The organism is Myxococcota bacterium (genome assembly GCA_041389495.1).
In the GTDB taxonomy this organism is placed as follows: Bacteria; Myxococcota_A; UBA9160; order UBA9160; family UBA4427; genus JAWKRT01.
In genome coordinates this window covers 1,332,034-1,348,150 of the sequence record JAWKRT010000001.1, presented here as the reverse complement: position 1 = coordinate 1,348,150, position 16,117 = coordinate 1,332,034, and the positions used below count along the sequence as shown (strand labels likewise).

Genomic DNA, 16,117 nt, shown 5'->3' with positions numbered 1-16,117 from the left:
GCCCGACCGGCGGATCCGCGACCGCGCACCGCAGCCGGCGCGCGCGGGCGCGCGCTGCGGTCACGGGTGGGGAACGGGCTCCGCGCACAGCGCGAGGAAGCCGTGGTAGATCGCGAGCAGCGCGTAGACGACGAGCAGCGACCAGAGCCCGAGTCGCGCCAGCCGGAAGTTCTTGTGCACGACGAGCACGACGATCCAGATCGCCGCGACGAAGCACTTCTGGAACAGGAAGACCGAGTCGCCCGCATCGAGCGCCCAGTCCATGATCGGATTGCCCTCGCTGCCGCCGCGGCGCAGCCAGACGAGCGTGCAGAAGGCGTCGAAGATGTTGAGCGCGAAGACCGCGAGCGCGAGCGCGATGCCTCGCGTGCCGAGGCGGTCGACGTACTGGTCGGCGCCCTCGCCCGCGCGGCGACCGGCGCGGCGCCGGCGATGGCCGAGCACGGAGTCGAAGAAGCGCGTCGGACGGGAGCGCCGGTCCGCGCTGCGGCGGCGGTCCACGACCGGCCACGTCGGCTCGCTCCCGCCGTCGCCGCGCTCGTCGGAAAGAGGGGGGAAGGGCTCCGCCATGACTCCCACGAACGGGTTGAAGGGCTCGCCGCGGGCGAGCGGTTCGCGCCGCCCGGGTGGCGGACCCTCGCACCATCGGTCGCGGCGGGCCGCGGGCTGAGCCCGGCGACGCACTGCGCGCGACCCGCGGCCGACGACGGACGGGCGCCGCGGGAGCGGCCGGCGCGCAGCGCGAGTCGGGGTGGGCGGGCGCGGCGACGCGGGCTGCTAGCGTCCCGCCGCCCGACCGACGGAGCCCGCCATTCCGCCCCCGACCGCCGACGCCGATGCGCCCCGCGCGCGGGCCTACCCGCAGCTCCACGTGCTGCTGGCCGTCGTCGTCGTCGACCTGATCGGCTTCGCGATCGTCGTCCCCATCCTTCCCTTCTACGCGGTCCAGTACGGCGCCGGAGGGCTCGAGGTCGGCGCGATCGTCGCGAGCTTCGCGCTCTTCCAGTTCGCGTTCGGCCCCGTGTGGGGCCGGCTCTCGGACCGCGTCGGGCGCCGGCCCGTGCTGCTCGCGACGATCGCCGGGAACACGGTCGCGCTCGCGGCGCTCGGCTTCGCCGACTCGCTCGCGACGATCCTGGCCGCGCGCGTGCTCGCGGGCGCGTTCTCCGGGAACGTCGGCGTCGCGACGGCCTACATCACCGACGTCACCGCCGACGAGGACCGGCCGCGCTGGATGGGGCTGATCGGCCTGTCCTTCGCGATCGGCTTCACGCTCGGCCCGGCGATCGGCGGCGTCGCGTCGAAGGCCGGCTATGCGGCGCCGATGTTCGTCGCCGCCGCGCTCTCCGCCGTGAACCTCGTGCAGGCCTGGACGCGCCTTCCGGAGTCGCCCGAGCACGCGCGGCGCGCCGGCGACGCGGCGCCCGCCCTGTCGCGGATCGACGCGCTGCGGCAGCCCGGCGTCGCGCTGCTCACGTCGACGAACTTCGCCTTCGCATTCGCGGTGACGCAGCTCGAGACCGTCTTCCAGCTCTACATGCTCGACCGCTTCGGCTGGGACGCGTTCGCGGTCTCGATGATCCTGTTCGGCATGGCGATCGTGATGGGCGGTGTGCAGGGCGGCGCGATCCGCACGCTCTCCGCGCGCTTCGGCGAGCGCACGCTCATCCGCACCGGGGCCGTCGTGCTCGCGGCCGGCTTCGTCGCGACGCCCGCCGCACCGACCGTCGTCTGGCTGCTCGTGCCGCTCGGGCTCGCGGCGGTCGGCCGCGCCCTGCTGCAGCCGTCGCTGATGACGCTCGCCTCGTTCCGCACCGCGGAGCACACGCGCGGCGCGGTGATGGGCACCTACCAGTCGGCGGCCGCGCTCGCGCGCGTCGTCGGCCCGCTCGTCGCGGGGCACGCCTACGACGTCGCGCGCCCCGCGCCGTTCGCGATCGCGGCGGCCGCGACCGCGGTCGTCTTCGCGCTCGCGACCTCGCTTCCCGCGCCGCCGCTCGAGGACGTCGCGCGCCCCGACGCGGGCGTCTGAGCGGCGCGCGGCGCGCCCGCCTAACGACCCGGGTCGATCCCCTTGCGGCGCAGCGCGTCCGCCATCGGAACGAGCCGGTAGAGCTGCCAGTCGAAGCCGAAGCCCGACGTGCGGAACAGCCGGTCGCGGTCGTAGAGATGCCCGGCGTACTGGATCTCGGCCGGCCACGGACGCGCGACGCGCACGAAGAAGCGCGGCGGGCTCGCGGCGTCGGGCTCGGGCAGGAAGACGATCGACGCCTCCGGCAGGAGGCGCGCCCAGAACTGCGACATGAGCCGCATCGCGAGCACGTGGTCGCTCGCCACCGTCACCGGCCCCACCGTCTCGGCCGCCATGTAGCGGAAGGCGTCGTCGTACTGCCCGCGTCCGTAGCGGACGAGGTCGACGACGTGCGAGAGGTTCGCCGCGGCGATCGCGAGCGCGACGGCCGTGGCGACGACCGCGCCGAGCCGGCCCGCGCGGCGCGCGCGCGCGAGGGCGCCGAGCGCGATCGCGACGAGCAGCAGCAGGTAGACCTCGCTCGCGGCGAAGAAGCGCACGAACAGCGCGCGCGGCCGCGAGACCGCGAGCACGAGCGCGGGGGCGAGCGCGATCGCGAGCGCGAACAGCAGCGCCGTCCGGTCGCGGCGCCGCGCGACGACGGCGAGCCCGGCGGCGAACGCGAGCGCGCCGAAGACGAACAGGCGCTCGGCCCCGGGCCCGACGAAGGGCCCTCCGAAGGCGAGCGAGACGGCCTGCACGACGATGCCGCGGTGGTCGGTCGCGAACTGCGTGCCGGTGAGCCCGGGCAGGTAGAAGACGCGGAACACGAAGGCGAAGACGGCGACCGGGAGCGCGTGCAGACGCGCGACCGCGAGCGCCGCGCGCCCGAGCCGCGCGGAGAGCGGCCCCTCGGCGCGCAGCGCGCGTTCGAGCAGCACGGCCCCGCTCCAGACGGCGAGCGCGACGAACGTGTGCAGGTAGTAGAGGTTCGCGAGGAACGCGACCGCCGTGCACGCGGCGTAGGCGAGCGCGCTCCGCGCGCGCGGAGCGTCGAGGTCGCGCGCCAGGAAGGTCGTCGCGCCGAGCGCGCCGGCGAGCATGAGCGCGTAGCCGCGCGCCTGCGACGCGTGGTGCACGACGACGAACGAGGTCGCGAGCAGCGCGGCCGCGATCACGGCGGCCGCGCGCCCGAAGCGCCACGCGAAGGCGGCGCCGAAGCCCACGACGAGGGCGCCCGCCGCGATGCTGTGGAGCCGGTAGAGCGCGAAGCGGTCGCCGACGTCGCCGAGCCAGTACAGGTAGAGCGTGTTGAGCGGATGGTTGTTGGCGTGCGGCAGGCGCAGGAGCACGTCCGACGCGTGCATCACGCGCGGCAGCAGCTCGAACGTCCAGACCTCGTCGAGCCACGGACTCGTGCGCGCGGCGAGCGCGCTCGCGACGACGCCGAACGCGACGCACAGCGCGATCGCGGCGATCGCGGCGCGGTCGGCCCGCGCGTCGGCGCGGTCGGCGTCGCGGTCGCGCGGCGAGCGCGGCGAGCGCGGCGGCGGCGGAGTGACGTGCGCGGTGCGCGGCGGCGGATCGGGCATCCGCGGGATGGAATCCGACGCGGCGCCGCGACGCCACGGGCGCGGGTTGGCGTACCCTGCCGGCCATGAGCGCGGACGCCGAGCCGGACCCGAACGCGCGCGGTGCGGCGGCCGTTCCCGCGGTCGCGGCCGTCGGCGCGCTCGCGGTGCTCGCGATGGTGCTCGTGCTCGCCGCCGCGCCGATCCGCACGAACGACCTGTGGTTCCACCTCGGCGCCGGGCGCGCCTACCTGGCCGAGGGGCCGTGGCCCGCCGCCGACCCGATGCTCCACACGGCCGGGCCGGATGCGCCCGTGCAGCACGAGTGGCTGTTCGGCGTCGCCACCTACGCGATCGCCTCCGCATTCGGACTCGGGGCGCTGCGCGTCGCGCACGCGCTCGCGGTGCTCGGCATCGCGGCGACCGCACTGCTCGCGCTGCGCCGCGCCGGCGTGCGCGGCGCCTTCGCGTGGGCCGCGCTGGCCGCATTCCTCGCGCTCGCGTGGTGGCGGCTGATCCAGCTCCGCCCCGACCTCGTGAGCATCCCGGCGACGCTCGCGACGTACGCGCTGCTCCTCGCGCGCCCGGGCGCGCCGCCGCCTCGGCGCATCGCGCTCGCCGCCCTGCTCGCGCTCGTCTGGGCGAACGCGCACTCGCTCTTCGCGCTCGGGCCGGCGCTCGTCGTGGCCGCGCTGCTCGGCCTGGCGCTCGAGGCCGGGCTCGAATCCGCACTCCGCATCGCGCGCGACGACGCCGCGCGGGCCGCGCGGCGCGCGCGCGCGCGGTCGCTCGGCGTCGCGCTCGGCGCGATGCTCGCGGCCGCGCTCGCGAACCCGCGCGGCGTCGGTCAGCACCTCACGTTCTTCACCTCGTCGCGCGACACCGCGATCTGGCAGATCTCCGACGAGTGGCGGCACTTCGACCCCTTCGCCCTCCCGACCCTCGGCCCGCTCGTGAGCCCGCTCGCGTGGGCGATCGCGAACACGCTGCTCGTCGCGGTCGCCGCGCTCGCGACCGCCCGGCTCGTGCGCGTCGTGCGCGCGCGAAGCCGCGACGCGCTCGAGGCGCTCGACGCCGAGCACCTCGGGCTCGCGCTCGCGGGCGCCGTCGCGCTGCTCGTGTCGGTGCGCTTCCTCTGGATGGGGTTCTTCCCGCTCGCGCTCGCGTGCCGCGCGCTCGGCCGCCAGCGCGCGCCCGCGCGGCGCGCCGCCGCGCGCATCGCCGCCGTCGCGGCGTGCGCGCTCGCCGTCGCATTCCCGGCGAGCGGCGGCTTCGACCAGCGCGCGCGCACGCTGCCGCGCACGCTCGCCGAGTACGCGCGCGCGCCCTACGCCCCGGGCCCGTTCTACGCGCGCGCGGCGCGCTTCCTGCGCGACGCCGCGCTCGAGGGCAACCTCTACAACCGCTACACGCTCGGCGGCTACCTCGGCTACTGGCTCGCGCCGCGCATGAAGACGTTCGTCGACGGCCGCACCGAGCACTACCCGCCCGACGTGCTCGACGACTACTTCCACATCGCGCGGCAGCTCGAGGTGCGCGACGGCGAGAGCGCACTCGCCGCGCTCGATCGGCGCGGCGTCGACGTGTACGTGGGCGTGGGGCTGCCGGTCGAGGGCGAGGCGTACTACACGACGCCGCACCTCGACGGCGCACCCGGCTGGGTGCTCGTCTCGCGCTCGGTCGACCACTCCGTGTTCGTGCGGCGCAACGCGCGGAACCGCGCCAACCTCGCGCGCGTGGCCGACTACTATCGCGCGCGCGGCGTCCCCTTCGACGCCGAGCGCGGCTTCGACCCGCTCGCCGCGGCGGCGCGGCGCCCGGCCTGGGCGATCGAGGAGGGCGTCGTCCCGCCGGACTACCCCGCGCTCGTCGCCGACCGCGTCGGCACCGACCCCGTCGCGCGCGCGCGCGCGCGCGATCGCCTCGCGCTGCTCGCCTACCTGCTCGGCGACTACGCGCAGACGGTCGCGCTCGACCGCGAGACGCTCGCCGAGCTCCCGGGCGAGGTGGCGCCGCGCGAGCGGCTCGTGCGCGCGCTGCTGCTGACGGGCGCCGTCGGCGAGGCGCGGCTGCAGGCCGACGAGCTGCTCCGCCGCACGCGCGGCGAGCCGCCGACGGGCCGCGTCTTCCGCATGATCCAGGCCCACGAGCAGCTCGCGCTCGACCCGCGCGCGACGGTGCCGCCCGCGGCCGCCGTGCACGCGACGCCCTTCCTGTCGCGCGCCGCGATGGCGGCGTTCTTCGCCGCCGGCGCGCCGCGGATGGGCGCGGTGCCGGGTGCACCCGCGCTCGCCGCCCTCGACGGCACGGGCGACGGAGGGGCCGCGACCGGTGCGGACTGAGGCGCGGCACGCGTGCGCGCTCGCGGCGCTCGGCGCGTTGTTCGCCGCGCTCGTCGCGTGGAGCGCGGGTCGCTGGACCGACCCCGTCATCGACTTCGGCTTCGAGCTCTACGTGCCGTGGCGCCTGACCGAGGGCGACGTCCTCTATCGCGACATCGCGTACCGCAACGGCCCGTTCTCGCCCTACGCGAACGCGGCGGTGTTCGCGGCCCTCGGCGTCTCGGTGCGCTCGCTCGTCGTCGCCAACCTCGGAGTGCTGGCCGCGATCGTCGCCCTGCTCTACGCGCTGCTCGCGCGCGCGACGTCGGCGCTCGGCGCGTTCGCGGGCGCGGCCGCCGTGCTGTGCGTGTGCGCGTTCTCGCAGTACGGCAACGTCGGCAACTACGACTTCGCGACGCCGTACCAGCACGGGCAGACGCACGGGCTCGCGCTCGGCCTCGGGGTGGTCGCGCTGTGCGTGCGCGCGCTGCGCGCTCCGGCGCCGCGCACGGGTGCGCTCGCGGGCGCGGGCGCGCTCCTCGGAGCGCTCGCGCTGACGAAGGCCGAGACGTTCGTGCCCGGCGCCGTCGCGGCGGCGCTCGCCGTCGCACTCGCGCCGCGCGGCACGCGCGCGCGCGCCGCCGCGGCGATCACGGTGCCTGCGTTCGCGGTCTTCGCCGGCGCGGTCGCGGCGCTCGCGACCGCGCTGCCGCTCGGCGAAGCGCTGCGCGGCGCGCTCGGCAACGCGCCCTACCTCGGCGGCGTCGGCGCCGACGCGTTCTACGCGCACACCGCCGGCCTCGACGCGCCCGCGCGCAACGCCGCGCGCATGCTCGGTGCGATCGCCGCGGGCGCGGCGCTCGCGGCCGCGTGCGCGGCGGTCGATCGCGCGCCGGTCCGCATCGCGCGCGCGGGCGCAGGGCTCGCCGGAGCCGCCGCGCTCGCGGCCGCGGCGGCGGGCGCGCTCCCGTGGGCCGACCTCGCGCGCGCTCCCGGCGGCGGTCGCGGCCGTCGCGCTCGTCGCGCTCGTCACGCTCGCGAAATCGCGCAGCGCGGCGCGCGACGCGAAGCCGCGCGCCGGCGCGAGCGAGGGCGGCGCGAAGGAGGACGGCGCGAAGGAGGGCGGCGCGAAGGAGGACGGCGCGAGCGAGGGCGGCGCGGCCGTCGCGCGGCTCCTCCTCGGCGCGTACGCGCTCGCGCTCCTCGCGAAGCTCGGCCTGCATCCGCAGGTGCAGCACTACGGATTCGCGCTCGCCGCGCCCGCGCTCGCGCTCGCCGCCGCGGTGGCGGCGACCGCCCCGCGCTCGCGCGAAGCGCGCGCGCTCGCACTCGCGCTCGTCGCCGCGTTCGCCGTCGCCGCGCTGCGCGACGCGAACGAGGTGCTCGCGACCAAGACGTTCGCGCTCGGCGAGGGGCGGGACCGCATCCTCGTCGCCGGGCCCGCCCACTCGCCGCGCGGCGCGATGATGGCGCGCGCGATGGAGGAGCTCGCGCGCGTCATGCCCGAGGACGCGACGCTGCTCGCGATGCCCGAGGGCGCGGGGCTCAACTACTGGCTGCGGCGGCGCAACCCGACGCCGTACTCGCTCTTCCTCCCGCCCGAGCTGCGCGCGCACGGCGGTGCGGCGGCGATGCTCGCGCGCATCGAGGCGTCGCCGCCCGACTTCGTCGCGCTCGTGCACCGCGGGCACGCCGAGTTCGGCACCGGGCCCTTCCTCCGCGACCCGGACTACGGCGCGGCCTTCCTGCCGTGGCTCGAGCGCGACTACCGCGTCGTCGCGACGATCGGCGCCGAGCCCTTCCGCGGCCCGCGCTTCGGCATCGTCGTGCTCGAGCGCGCGCGCGCCGACGACGGAGCCGCGCGCTGACGGCGCGCGCGCAGCGGTGTCGCGGGCCGCAGCCGCTACCCTCCCGCGCGCGTTCCCGCGGCTTCCCCTCCGAGGCCCGCCGGTGCGCGGGGCGCGAGGGGGGAGGCGCATGAGCCGGTTCGTGATCCGCGGCGGTCGGCCGCTCGCGGGCGAGATCGTCGCGAGCGGGAACAAGAACGCGGTGCTGCCGATGCTCGCCGCGACGCTGCTCACCGACCAGGAGGTCGTGCTCGAGAACGTCCCGGACATCCGCGACGTCGAGAACATGCTGCGCGTGCTCGAGCACCTCGGCGCCGACGTCGCGCGCGAAGGGTCGGTCGTGCGCGTGCGCGCGGAGCGCATCGCGACGGGCGAGATCCCGCGCGAGCTGTGCGAGCTCACGCGCACGTCCTTCCTGTTCGTCGGGCCGCTGCTCACGCGCACGGGACGCGTGAAGGTGTCGGCACCGGGCGGCGACGGCATCGGGCGCCGACGCCTCGACGCGCACCTCTACGGCCTGCGCCGGCTCGGCGTCGTCGTGGACGACGCCGGCTTCGAGTTCCGCGCGCCGGCCGCGCCCGATGCGCTGCGCGGCGGCACGCTCTTCTTCGACGAGGCGAGCGTCACGGCCACCGAGCACATCCTGATGGTGGCGGCGTTCGCCGAGGGCGAGACGACGCTGCTCAACGCCGCCGGCGAGCCGCACGTGCAGGACCTCGCGAAGCTGCTCGTCGCCATGGGCGCCGACATCAGCGGCGCCGGCTCGAACACGCTGCGCATCCGCGGAAGCGGCGGGCGGCTCCTCGGCGGGGCGCGGCACCGCGTCGTGTCGGACCACATCGAGGTGGGCAGCTACCTCGCGCTCGCCGCGGCGACGGGCGGCTCGATCAGCGTTCGCGACACCGTCCGCAGCCACTACTGGATGACCCACCGCGTCTTCGAGCGCTTCGGCCTCGACGTGCGCATCGAGCCCGACCGCGTCGTGCTGCCCGCCGGTCAGCGCGCGCGCGTCGCCGCCGACGCGGGCGGCGCCATCCCGCGCGTCGACGACGGCCCGTGGCCGCAGTTCCCGACCGACCTCATGAGCGCGATGATCGTGCTCGCGACGCAGGCCGAGGGCACGGTGCTCTTCTTCGAGAAGATGTTCGAGAGCCGGCTCTACTTCGTCGATCCGCTGATCCAGATGGGCGCGAACATCATCGTCTGCGACCCGCACCGCGTCGTCGTGCGCGGGCCGACGCCGCTGCGCGGGCAGACGGTGCGCAGCCCCGACATCCGCGCCGGCATGGCGCTCCTGATGGGCGCGCTGTGCGCGTCCGGCCCGCCGAGCATCGTGCAGAACGCCGAGGTGATCGACCGCGGCTACGAGCGCATCGAGGAGAAGCTCCGCGCGCTCGGCGCCGACCTCGTGCGCGAGGCCGACTGAGCGCGCGGCGCGCGCCGCCCCGCCTAGCGTCGGAGGTATTCCGCCCGGTCGACGAGCGCGCGCAGCGCGCGCACGCCGCGGTGCGCGCTCGGGTAGCAGACGCGACCGGCCTCGCGCACCGCGAGCGGCCCGGCATTGCCGTAGGAGCGATCGGCCGTGACGAGCTCGCTGCACGAGAGCACGGGCACGCCGTGGCGCTCGGAGACCTCCGCGGCCGCCTTCGCATAGCGAGCGTCCTGCTGCTCGTGGAAGCTCGCGATGCGCTCGAGCCCGTGATCGGGAAAGAACGGCCCCTGCCGGAACGCGTTCGCCTGGTTCGCCTGGATGCCGAGGCCGAGGTGCACGATCGCGTCGACCTCGGGATGCGCGGCGAGCAGGTCGAGCACGGCGGGAATCGTGTCGCGCGTCTCGCCGCCCGCGAGGTCGACCGGGTTGTTGCGGCTCCAGCGCGGCGGGACCATCGAGTCGATCGCCGCCTCGACGTCCTTCGGCAGGCGGATCAGCTCGAGCCCGTTCGCCGCACACGCATCCGCCGCGAGCACGCCCCACCCGCCGACGCTCGTGAAGACGACGGTGCGCCGGCCCTTCGGCAGCGGCTGCGTCGCGAGCGTCGCCGCCCACTCGAAGGCCTCCTCGATGGTCGGCGCGCGCAGCACACCGAGCTGGCGACAGAGGCCGTCGAAGACGCGGTCGTCACTCGCGAGCGCGCCGGTGTGGCTCGCGGCGGCGCGCTTGCCCTCGTCGGCGACGCCGCCCTTCACGAGCACGAGCGGCTTCACCTTCGTGAGGCGCGCGACGGCCTCTCGGAAGCGCGCGCCGCGACCGACGCTCTCGACGTAGACGAGCGCGACGTCGGTGTCGGGGTCGACGGCGAAGTACTCGAGCACGTCGGCGAGCTCGGTCTGCGCGGAGTTCCCGAGCGACACCGCCTTGCTCACGCCGACGCCCGTCTGCACCGCGTAGTTGAGATACGCGGAGACGAGGTTGCCGCTCTGGCTCGCCACGCCGATCCGCCCGGCGGGCGGATACGGCGCGGTGATCTGCGCGCACATCGACTCGGGCGTCGACACGACGCCCTGCCCGTTCGGCCCGATCATCGCGATGCCGAGCGCGTCCGCGCGTGCGACGAGCTCGCGCTGCATGGCGCGCCCCTCCTCGCCCGCCTCGCCGTAGCCCGCACTCGCGACGAAGGCCGCGCGCACGCCCTTCGCGGCGCACTTCTCGAGCAGCTCGAGATTCACGGCGGCCGGCGTGCACACGAACACGAGGTCGGCCGCGCCGTCGGGCACGTCGGCGACGTCGCGCAGCGTCGGCGCGCCGAGCACCTCGGCGCCGTCGGGCTTCACGGGGAAGAGCGCGCCGCGGAATCCGAACGCGCGCAGGTTGTGATAGGTCACGAAGCCGAACTTGCCCGGGTGGCTCGCGACGCCCGCGACGACGATGCCGCGCGGGTGGAAGAGCGGGCGGAAGCGCTCGAGCACCTGCGCGTCGCTGCGCGCGGGGGCGGCCGCCGCGTCCTCCACGCCCGCCGGCGCGGAGCCCGCGCGGAGCTCGACGAGCGCATCGACCGCCACCGGCCGACCGCCCGACAGGATCACCGGGTTCAGGTCGACGCTCGCCACGTCGGGGCGCGCGAGCGCGAGCGCGCCGAGCCCGACGAGCAGGTCGACGAGCGCCTCGACGTCGGCCGCGGGCTCGCCGCGGAACGGGCGCGTCACGAGGTGGCTCGCGCGCAGGCCGTCGATCATCGCCCGCGCGTCGGCGCGCGACACCGGCGCGGCCGCGAACACGACGTCCGAGAGCGCCTCGGTCAGGATGCCGCCGAGCCCGAGCACGACGCACGGGCCGAACTGCGCGTCCCGCACGACGCCGCAGATGAGCTCGCGCCGCCCGCGCACCATCTCGGCGACGAGCAGGTCGACGGCGCCGTCCTCGGGCCGCGCCTTCGCGAGCAGCTCGGCCGCCGCGTCGCGCACGGCCGCTTCGTCGGTGAGACCGAGCCGCACGAGGTCGCGCTCGGTCTTGTGCGCGATGGCGTCGCCGTTCAGCTTCAGCACGACCGGGAAGCCGAGCTCGCGCGCGGCGCGCGCGGCCGCCGCGGGATCGGCGGCCGTCGCCTCGCGGGCGATCGGAACGCCGAACTCCGCGACGAGCGCCTTCGAGGCGCGCTCGGAGAGCGTCGTCGACGGCGCGGCGGCCGCGGGATCGTGGGGATTGCTCATCGCGCGCGGCAGCGTAGACGAGCCGGTCCGACGCGTCATCGCTGCGCGACGGATGGATTATGCTCGCCCACCGCGCGGCCGATGCGGTCGCGACCGTGCGTGCGGACGCGGCTGCGACCGCCCGCCCGGCTCCCCCCGCGAACCCGAACGTCCCGTTCCCGCATGCGTACGCGCATGCGCGCGGAGGAAGCGTCCACGTGCCCGACCCGATCGTCGACGCCGGCGCCCACGGCGCCGTGATGCACTTCCTCGAAGCGGCCGACCACGCGTTCCGCGCCTGGCTGGTGGCGCCGATCGAGGCCGTGATCTTCTTCGACCTCGCCTTCTGGACGGACGCCTTCGAGCTTCCCGCGGTCGTCGTGTGGCTCGCCGCCGGCGCCGTCTTCTTCACGCTGCGCTTCCAGTTCGTGAACTTCCGCGCCTTCCGCCACGCCGTCGACTGCGTGCGCGGACGCTATGCGCGCGAGGGCGACCCGGGCGAGATCTCGCACTTCCAGGCGCTCTCGGCCGCGCTCTCCGCGACGGTCGGGCTCGGCAACATCGCGGGCGTCGCGGTCGCGGTCGGCGTCGGCGGACCGGGCGCCGTCGTCTGGATGATCGCGATGGGCTTCTTCGGGATGAGCTCGAAGTTCGCCGAGTGCACGCTCGCGCAGATGCACCGCGTGCGGCGCGAGGACGGCCACTTCTCGGGCGGGCCGCAGCACTATCTCGAGCGCGGCTTCGCGGGCACGCGCCTCGCGACGTTCGGCCGGGTGCTGTCGATCGTGTTCGCGGTGATGTGCATCGGCGGGAGCTTCGGCGGCGGGAACATGTTCCAGTCGAACCAGGCCTACGCCCAGTTCGAGGGCACGTTCCCGGCGATCGTCGACGGGCTCGAGGGGCTCGCGCCGGTGTTCTTCGGGCTCGCGCTCTCGGTCGCCGTCGGCGTCGTGATCATCGGGGGCATCCGGCGCATCGGCGAGGTCGCGGGCGTGCTCGTGCCCGTGATGTGCTGCGTGTACGTCGCGACGGGCGTCGTGATCCTGGTGTTCGACGCGGCGCGCGTGCCCGACGCGTTCGCGACCATGCTCGAATCCGCGTTCTCGCTCGAGGCGGGCCTCGGCGGCCTCGTCGGCACGATGATCCAGGGCTTCCGGCGCGCCGCCTTCAGCAACGAGGCGGGCTGCGGCTCGGCGGCGATCGCGCACTCCGCCGCGGCGACGCCCGAGCCCGTGCGCGAGGGCATCGTCGCGCTGCTCGAGCCGTTCGTCGACACGATCATCGTGTGCACGACGACGGGCCTCGTGCTCGTCGTGACGGGCGCCTACGCGGAGCCCGGCGTGAGCGGCATCCAGATGACGTCGCTCGCGTTCGAGAGCGTCTTCCCGTGGTTCCGCTACGTGCTGTCGTTCTGCGCCGTGCTGTTCGCGTTCAGCACGATGATCTCGTGGAGCTACTACGGCGAGCAGTGCTGGGCGCGCCTGTTCGGCGTGCGCACGACGCTCGTCTACAAGCTGCTCTTCCTGCTCTTCGCGTGGGCCGGCGCCGTCTTCCACCCGGGCGCCGTGCTCGACTTCGGCGACCTCATGATCCTCGGCATGGCCTTCCCGAACGTCGTCGGGGTGCTGCTGCTGTCGGGGAGCGTCAAGCGCGAGCTCGACCGCTACCTCGCGCGGCTCGCCGCCGGCGAGCTCGAGCGGGCGCAGCCCGCCCCCGCCGCCGACCTCGCACGCAGCGCTTGACGCCGGCGCGCGCGCCGGCGTACACCGCGCGCATGGACCGCAACAAGACCGTCGTGGCGTTCGTGTGGGTGGTGTGCCTCGTCATGATGCTCGGGATGACGGGCACGGCGTCGATCATCGGCACCGTCGTGTTCTGGGCGATGGCGCTCGCGCACCTCGCCGAGTTCCTCGCGAAGCGCGCGGTGATGGCGAAGGCGGGCGGCTCGATGGGCCACCACTTCGTGCAGACGATGCTGTTCGGGCTCTTCCACTGGAAGCCGCTCGAGGACGCGCAGAAGCAGGCGGGCGGCGGCGCCTGACGCGCGGACGCGGAGGCGGCGGGGCGGCGCGCGCCGCCCCGCCGCCCGCGCGGCGCGCCTACTGTCCCTGCGCGGCGGCCGCCTCGGCCGGCTTCACCGTGATCTCGTGCTCGGGCGTGAAGCGCACGCGGCCCGACGCGCCGGCGGTCGTGCCGCGCGGCATCTTCCAGCCGACCGCGTTCGTCGTGTAGCCGAGCGGGCTGCCCTTCTCGGTGCCGTACAGGTAGACGCCGACGAGCGGATAGTCGCCCGGCTTGTCGGGCGCCTTCAGCGTGAAGATCACCTTCGCGCTGCCCCACGACTCGGTGCTCGCGTCCGACGAGATGCCCTTCACGTTCACGTACGTCGTCGCGCGCCCGAACTTCTCGGGCCGCGCGTCGCTCCACTCGCTCTGCGGCCGGCCGTCCTGCCCGATCACCGACGGCGGCCCGACGACCGTCCAGCCCGCCGACGTCGCGGGCTTCGCGTACCAGCGATGCGCGCGGTCGACGAGCGCGACGCCGACGACCGGGCCGGCGCCCCCCGTCACGTTCACGGTGACGTTGAACGTCTCGCCGACCGCGACCTGCGGCGGGAACTCCATCTGGATGGTCGAGCTCGCGTCGAGCGCGCGGATGTGCGCGACGAGCGTCGTGCGATCGGCCTCCGAGAGATCCTTGTAGCCGTTCTCGCCGGCGGCGATCGGCGCCAGGTGCTTGGCGGCGATCACCTCCTTCGCGGCGCGCTCGCCCGCGCCCTCGAGGTCGGATTCCGCGACCGACGAGTGGCAGCCCGCGCAGAACGGCGCGACGTCGGTCTGGTAGCTCGGTGTGCCGCCCGGATAGGCGGAAGCGGTGCCCGCCGCGAGCGCGACCAGCGCCGCGAGCGCGGCTCGTGACATCCCCATCGATCGACCTCCCCTCGCTGCGCGGCGCGAAGGCGCCGCGGACGGGCGCGCACGGCGCCCGCGTCACATCTCCCCGGCCATGCGCTCGTGACAGCGCGCGCACTGCGCGCGCACGTGCGCGGCCGCGACGAACCACTGCTCCGGGTCGCCGCTCGCGTCGTGCCCGAGGTGGCACTCGACGCAGTCGACGCCGAGATCGGCGTTGTGCACGCCGAGGTCGTGGAACGCCGGGTCCTCGAAGTCGCCGGCCTTCGCGGCGAACGATGCGTGGCACTGGCGGCAGTCGTCGTCGAGGAGCGGCCAGCGCATGTGATCGGGCTCGTCGAACGCGCCGACCACCCAGAAGAACGCGTCCTTCGCGGCGAGCGCCTTCACGCGCAGCTTGCCGGCGAAGCCGACGCCGCCGTGGCAGTCCATGCAGCGGAACGCGGCCGCGTCGCCCGCGCGCCCGTCGACCGCGACGGTCGCGTGCGAGCCGGCGAGCGTGCGCGGCGGACGCTCCGCGAAGCCGTCGCGCTGGCGCGTGTGGAGCGGCGTGCCCGAGACCCAGCCGTCGAGGTGGCAGGCGTTGCAGAAGCGGTCGTCCTGCTCGAGCCGCTCGCTTCCGAACCAGCCGCCGACGCTCACGAGCGCTCCCACCGCCCCCGCCGCGAGGAGCGCGCGCAGGCCGCGACCACCCGGGCCGGCACCTCCGCCGTTCATGCCGCCTTCGCCCCCGCGATCCCGCGCGATCGCCTGCGCATCGTCCGCTCCGTCGGCCCCGCGGGCCGGCGCAGTGTCGCACTCGACGACGGCCGTGGCCAGCGCTCGCACGCGACTGCGATAGTCTGCGCGCCCGCCGAACGCGGGAGCGGGAGCGACGAGGAGGCTTCGGGCATGGCGACGGAGATCGGACGGCTCGGCGTGTGGACGTGGCTCGACGGCATGAGCGCCGACGAGGCCACGAACTTCGCGCGGCGCGTCGAAGCGTGGGGCTACGGCGCGCTGTGGCTGCCCGAGGCGGTCGGTCGCGACCCGTTCGCGCTGATCGGCTTCCTCGCCGCGCGCACCGAGCGGCTCGCGTTCGCGACCGGCATCGCCAACATCTACGCGCGCGACGCGATGACGACGAAGGCGATCTGGAAGACGCTCGCGAGCCTCGCGCCCGGGCGCTTCGTGCTCGGGCTCGGCGTGTCGCACGGCCACCTCGTCGCGGGCGTGCGCGGACACACCTACGAGAAGCCGGTCGCGACGATGCGCGCCTATCTCGAGGCGATCGAGAAGGCGCTGTTCATGGCACGGCCGCCCGACGAGGACGCGCCGATCGTGATCGCGGCGCTGCGCGGCCGCATGCTCGCCCTCGCCGCGGAGAAGACGACGGGCGCCCATCCCTACTTCGTGCCGCCCGAGCACACCGCGAAGGCGCGCGCGACGCTCGGCCCGAAGGCGTGGCTCTGTCCCGAGCAGATGGTGCTGCGCGAGACCGACCCGTCGAAGGCGCGCGCCGTCGCACGCGCGGCGATGAAGATCTACGTCGGGCTCCCGAACTACCAGAACAACCTGCGCGAGCTCGGCTTCGGCGATGCCGACTTCCAGGACGGCGGCAGCGACCGGCTCGTCGACGCGATCGTCGCGTGGGGCGACGAGAAGGCGATCTGGGAGCGCGTGCAGGCGCACTGGGACGCGGGCGCGAGCCACGTGTGCATCCAGCCGCTGCGCGCGGACGGCGAGGCCGGGCCCGACGTCGCACTCCTCGAGGCGTTCGCGCCCGCGAAGAACGGCTAGGCGCGCGCCGCGCGCGAGCGCGACACCGACCGATCGCATCCCCCACCCG

Annotated in this window: 12 protein-coding genes; 7 read left to right on the top strand and 5 right to left on the bottom strand. The window is 75.4% G+C overall.

Features of this window, described 5'->3' with window-relative positions:
* Positions 1 to 60 precede the first annotated feature (60 nt).
* Positions 61 to 570, bottom strand: a complete 510-nt coding sequence (locus R3E88_05940; GenBank protein MEZ4216000.1) for a DUF5658 family protein — start codon at positions 568 to 570, stop codon at positions 61 to 63.
* A gap of 301 nt (positions 571 to 871) precedes the next feature.
* Here R3E88_05940 and R3E88_05935 point away from each other — a divergent pair, with 301 nt between their 5' ends.
* Complete coding sequence (locus R3E88_05935) at positions 872 to 2,032, top strand: MFS transporter (protein ID MEZ4215999.1); 1,161 nt, start codon at positions 872 to 874, stop codon at positions 2,030 to 2,032.
* 20 nt (positions 2,033 to 2,052) lie between these two features.
* On the opposite strand, the gene R3E88_05930 is transcribed toward R3E88_05935, so the two are convergent.
* Positions 2,053 to 3,603, bottom strand: coding sequence for a hypothetical protein (locus tag R3E88_05930; protein MEZ4215998.1), 1,551 nt, complete (start codon positions 3,601 to 3,603; stop codon positions 2,053 to 2,055).
* Positions 3,604 to 3,668: 65 nt separating this feature from the next.
* On the opposite strand from R3E88_05930, the gene R3E88_05925 reads away from it, so the two are divergent.
* From R3E88_05925 to murA, 3 genes are all read left to right on the top strand, one after another.
* Positions 3,669 to 5,924 carry a hypothetical protein gene (locus tag R3E88_05925; GenBank protein ID MEZ4215997.1) on the top strand — a complete coding sequence of 752 codons (2,256 nt, stop codon included), beginning with the start codon at positions 3,669 to 3,671 and terminating at the stop codon, positions 5,922 to 5,924.
* 815 nt (positions 5,925 to 6,739) lie between these two features.
* On the top strand, positions 6,740 to 7,771 hold the full coding sequence (locus tag R3E88_05920) for a hypothetical protein (protein MEZ4215996.1): 1,032 nt from the start codon (positions 6,740 to 6,742) through the stop codon (positions 7,769 to 7,771).
* Between the two features lie 109 nt (positions 7,772 to 7,880).
* Positions 7,881 to 9,176, top strand: a complete 1,296-nt coding sequence (gene murA / locus R3E88_05915; GenBank protein MEZ4215995.1) for a UDP-N-acetylglucosamine 1-carboxyvinyltransferase — start codon at positions 7,881 to 7,883, stop codon at positions 9,174 to 9,176.
* A 23-nt stretch (positions 9,177 to 9,199) separates the two neighbouring features.
* Here murA and R3E88_05910 read toward each other — a convergent pair whose 3' ends face one another.
* Positions 9,200 to 11,398 (bottom strand): acetate--CoA ligase family protein, encoded by a 2,199-nt coding sequence (locus R3E88_05910; protein ID MEZ4215994.1) that lies wholly within the window; start codon positions 11,396 to 11,398, stop codon positions 9,200 to 9,202.
* Between the two features lie 197 nt (positions 11,399 to 11,595).
* Here R3E88_05910 and R3E88_05905 point away from each other — a divergent pair, with 197 nt between their 5' ends.
* On the top strand, positions 11,596 to 13,119 hold the full coding sequence (locus R3E88_05905) for an alanine/glycine:cation symporter family protein (protein ID MEZ4215993.1): 1,524 nt from the start codon (positions 11,596 to 11,598) through the stop codon (positions 13,117 to 13,119).
* Positions 13,120 to 13,151: 32 nt separating this feature from the next.
* Positions 13,152 to 13,418 (top strand): hypothetical protein, encoded by a 267-nt coding sequence (locus R3E88_05900; protein MEZ4215992.1) that lies wholly within the window; start codon positions 13,152 to 13,154, stop codon positions 13,416 to 13,418.
* Positions 13,419 to 13,476: 58 nt separating this feature from the next.
* On the opposite strand, the gene R3E88_05895 is transcribed toward R3E88_05900, so the two are convergent.
* Together R3E88_05895 and R3E88_05890 are read right to left on the bottom strand one after the other, a co-directional pair.
* Positions 13,477 to 14,304, bottom strand: coding sequence for a hypothetical protein (locus R3E88_05895; GenBank protein MEZ4215991.1), 828 nt, complete (start codon positions 14,302 to 14,304; stop codon positions 13,477 to 13,479).
* A gap of 63 nt (positions 14,305 to 14,367) precedes the next feature.
* A complete protein-coding gene (locus R3E88_05890) occupies positions 14,368 to 15,006 on the bottom strand; it encodes a cytochrome c3 family protein (GenBank protein MEZ4215990.1) in 639 nt (212 codons plus the stop codon).
* Between the two features lie 174 nt (positions 15,007 to 15,180).
* Here R3E88_05890 and R3E88_05885 point away from each other — a divergent pair, with 174 nt between their 5' ends.
* Complete coding sequence (locus R3E88_05885; GenBank protein ID MEZ4215989.1) at positions 15,181 to 16,068, top strand: TIGR03620 family F420-dependent LLM class oxidoreductase; 888 nt, start codon at positions 15,181 to 15,183, stop codon at positions 16,066 to 16,068.
* Positions 16,069 to 16,117 lie beyond the last annotated feature (49 nt).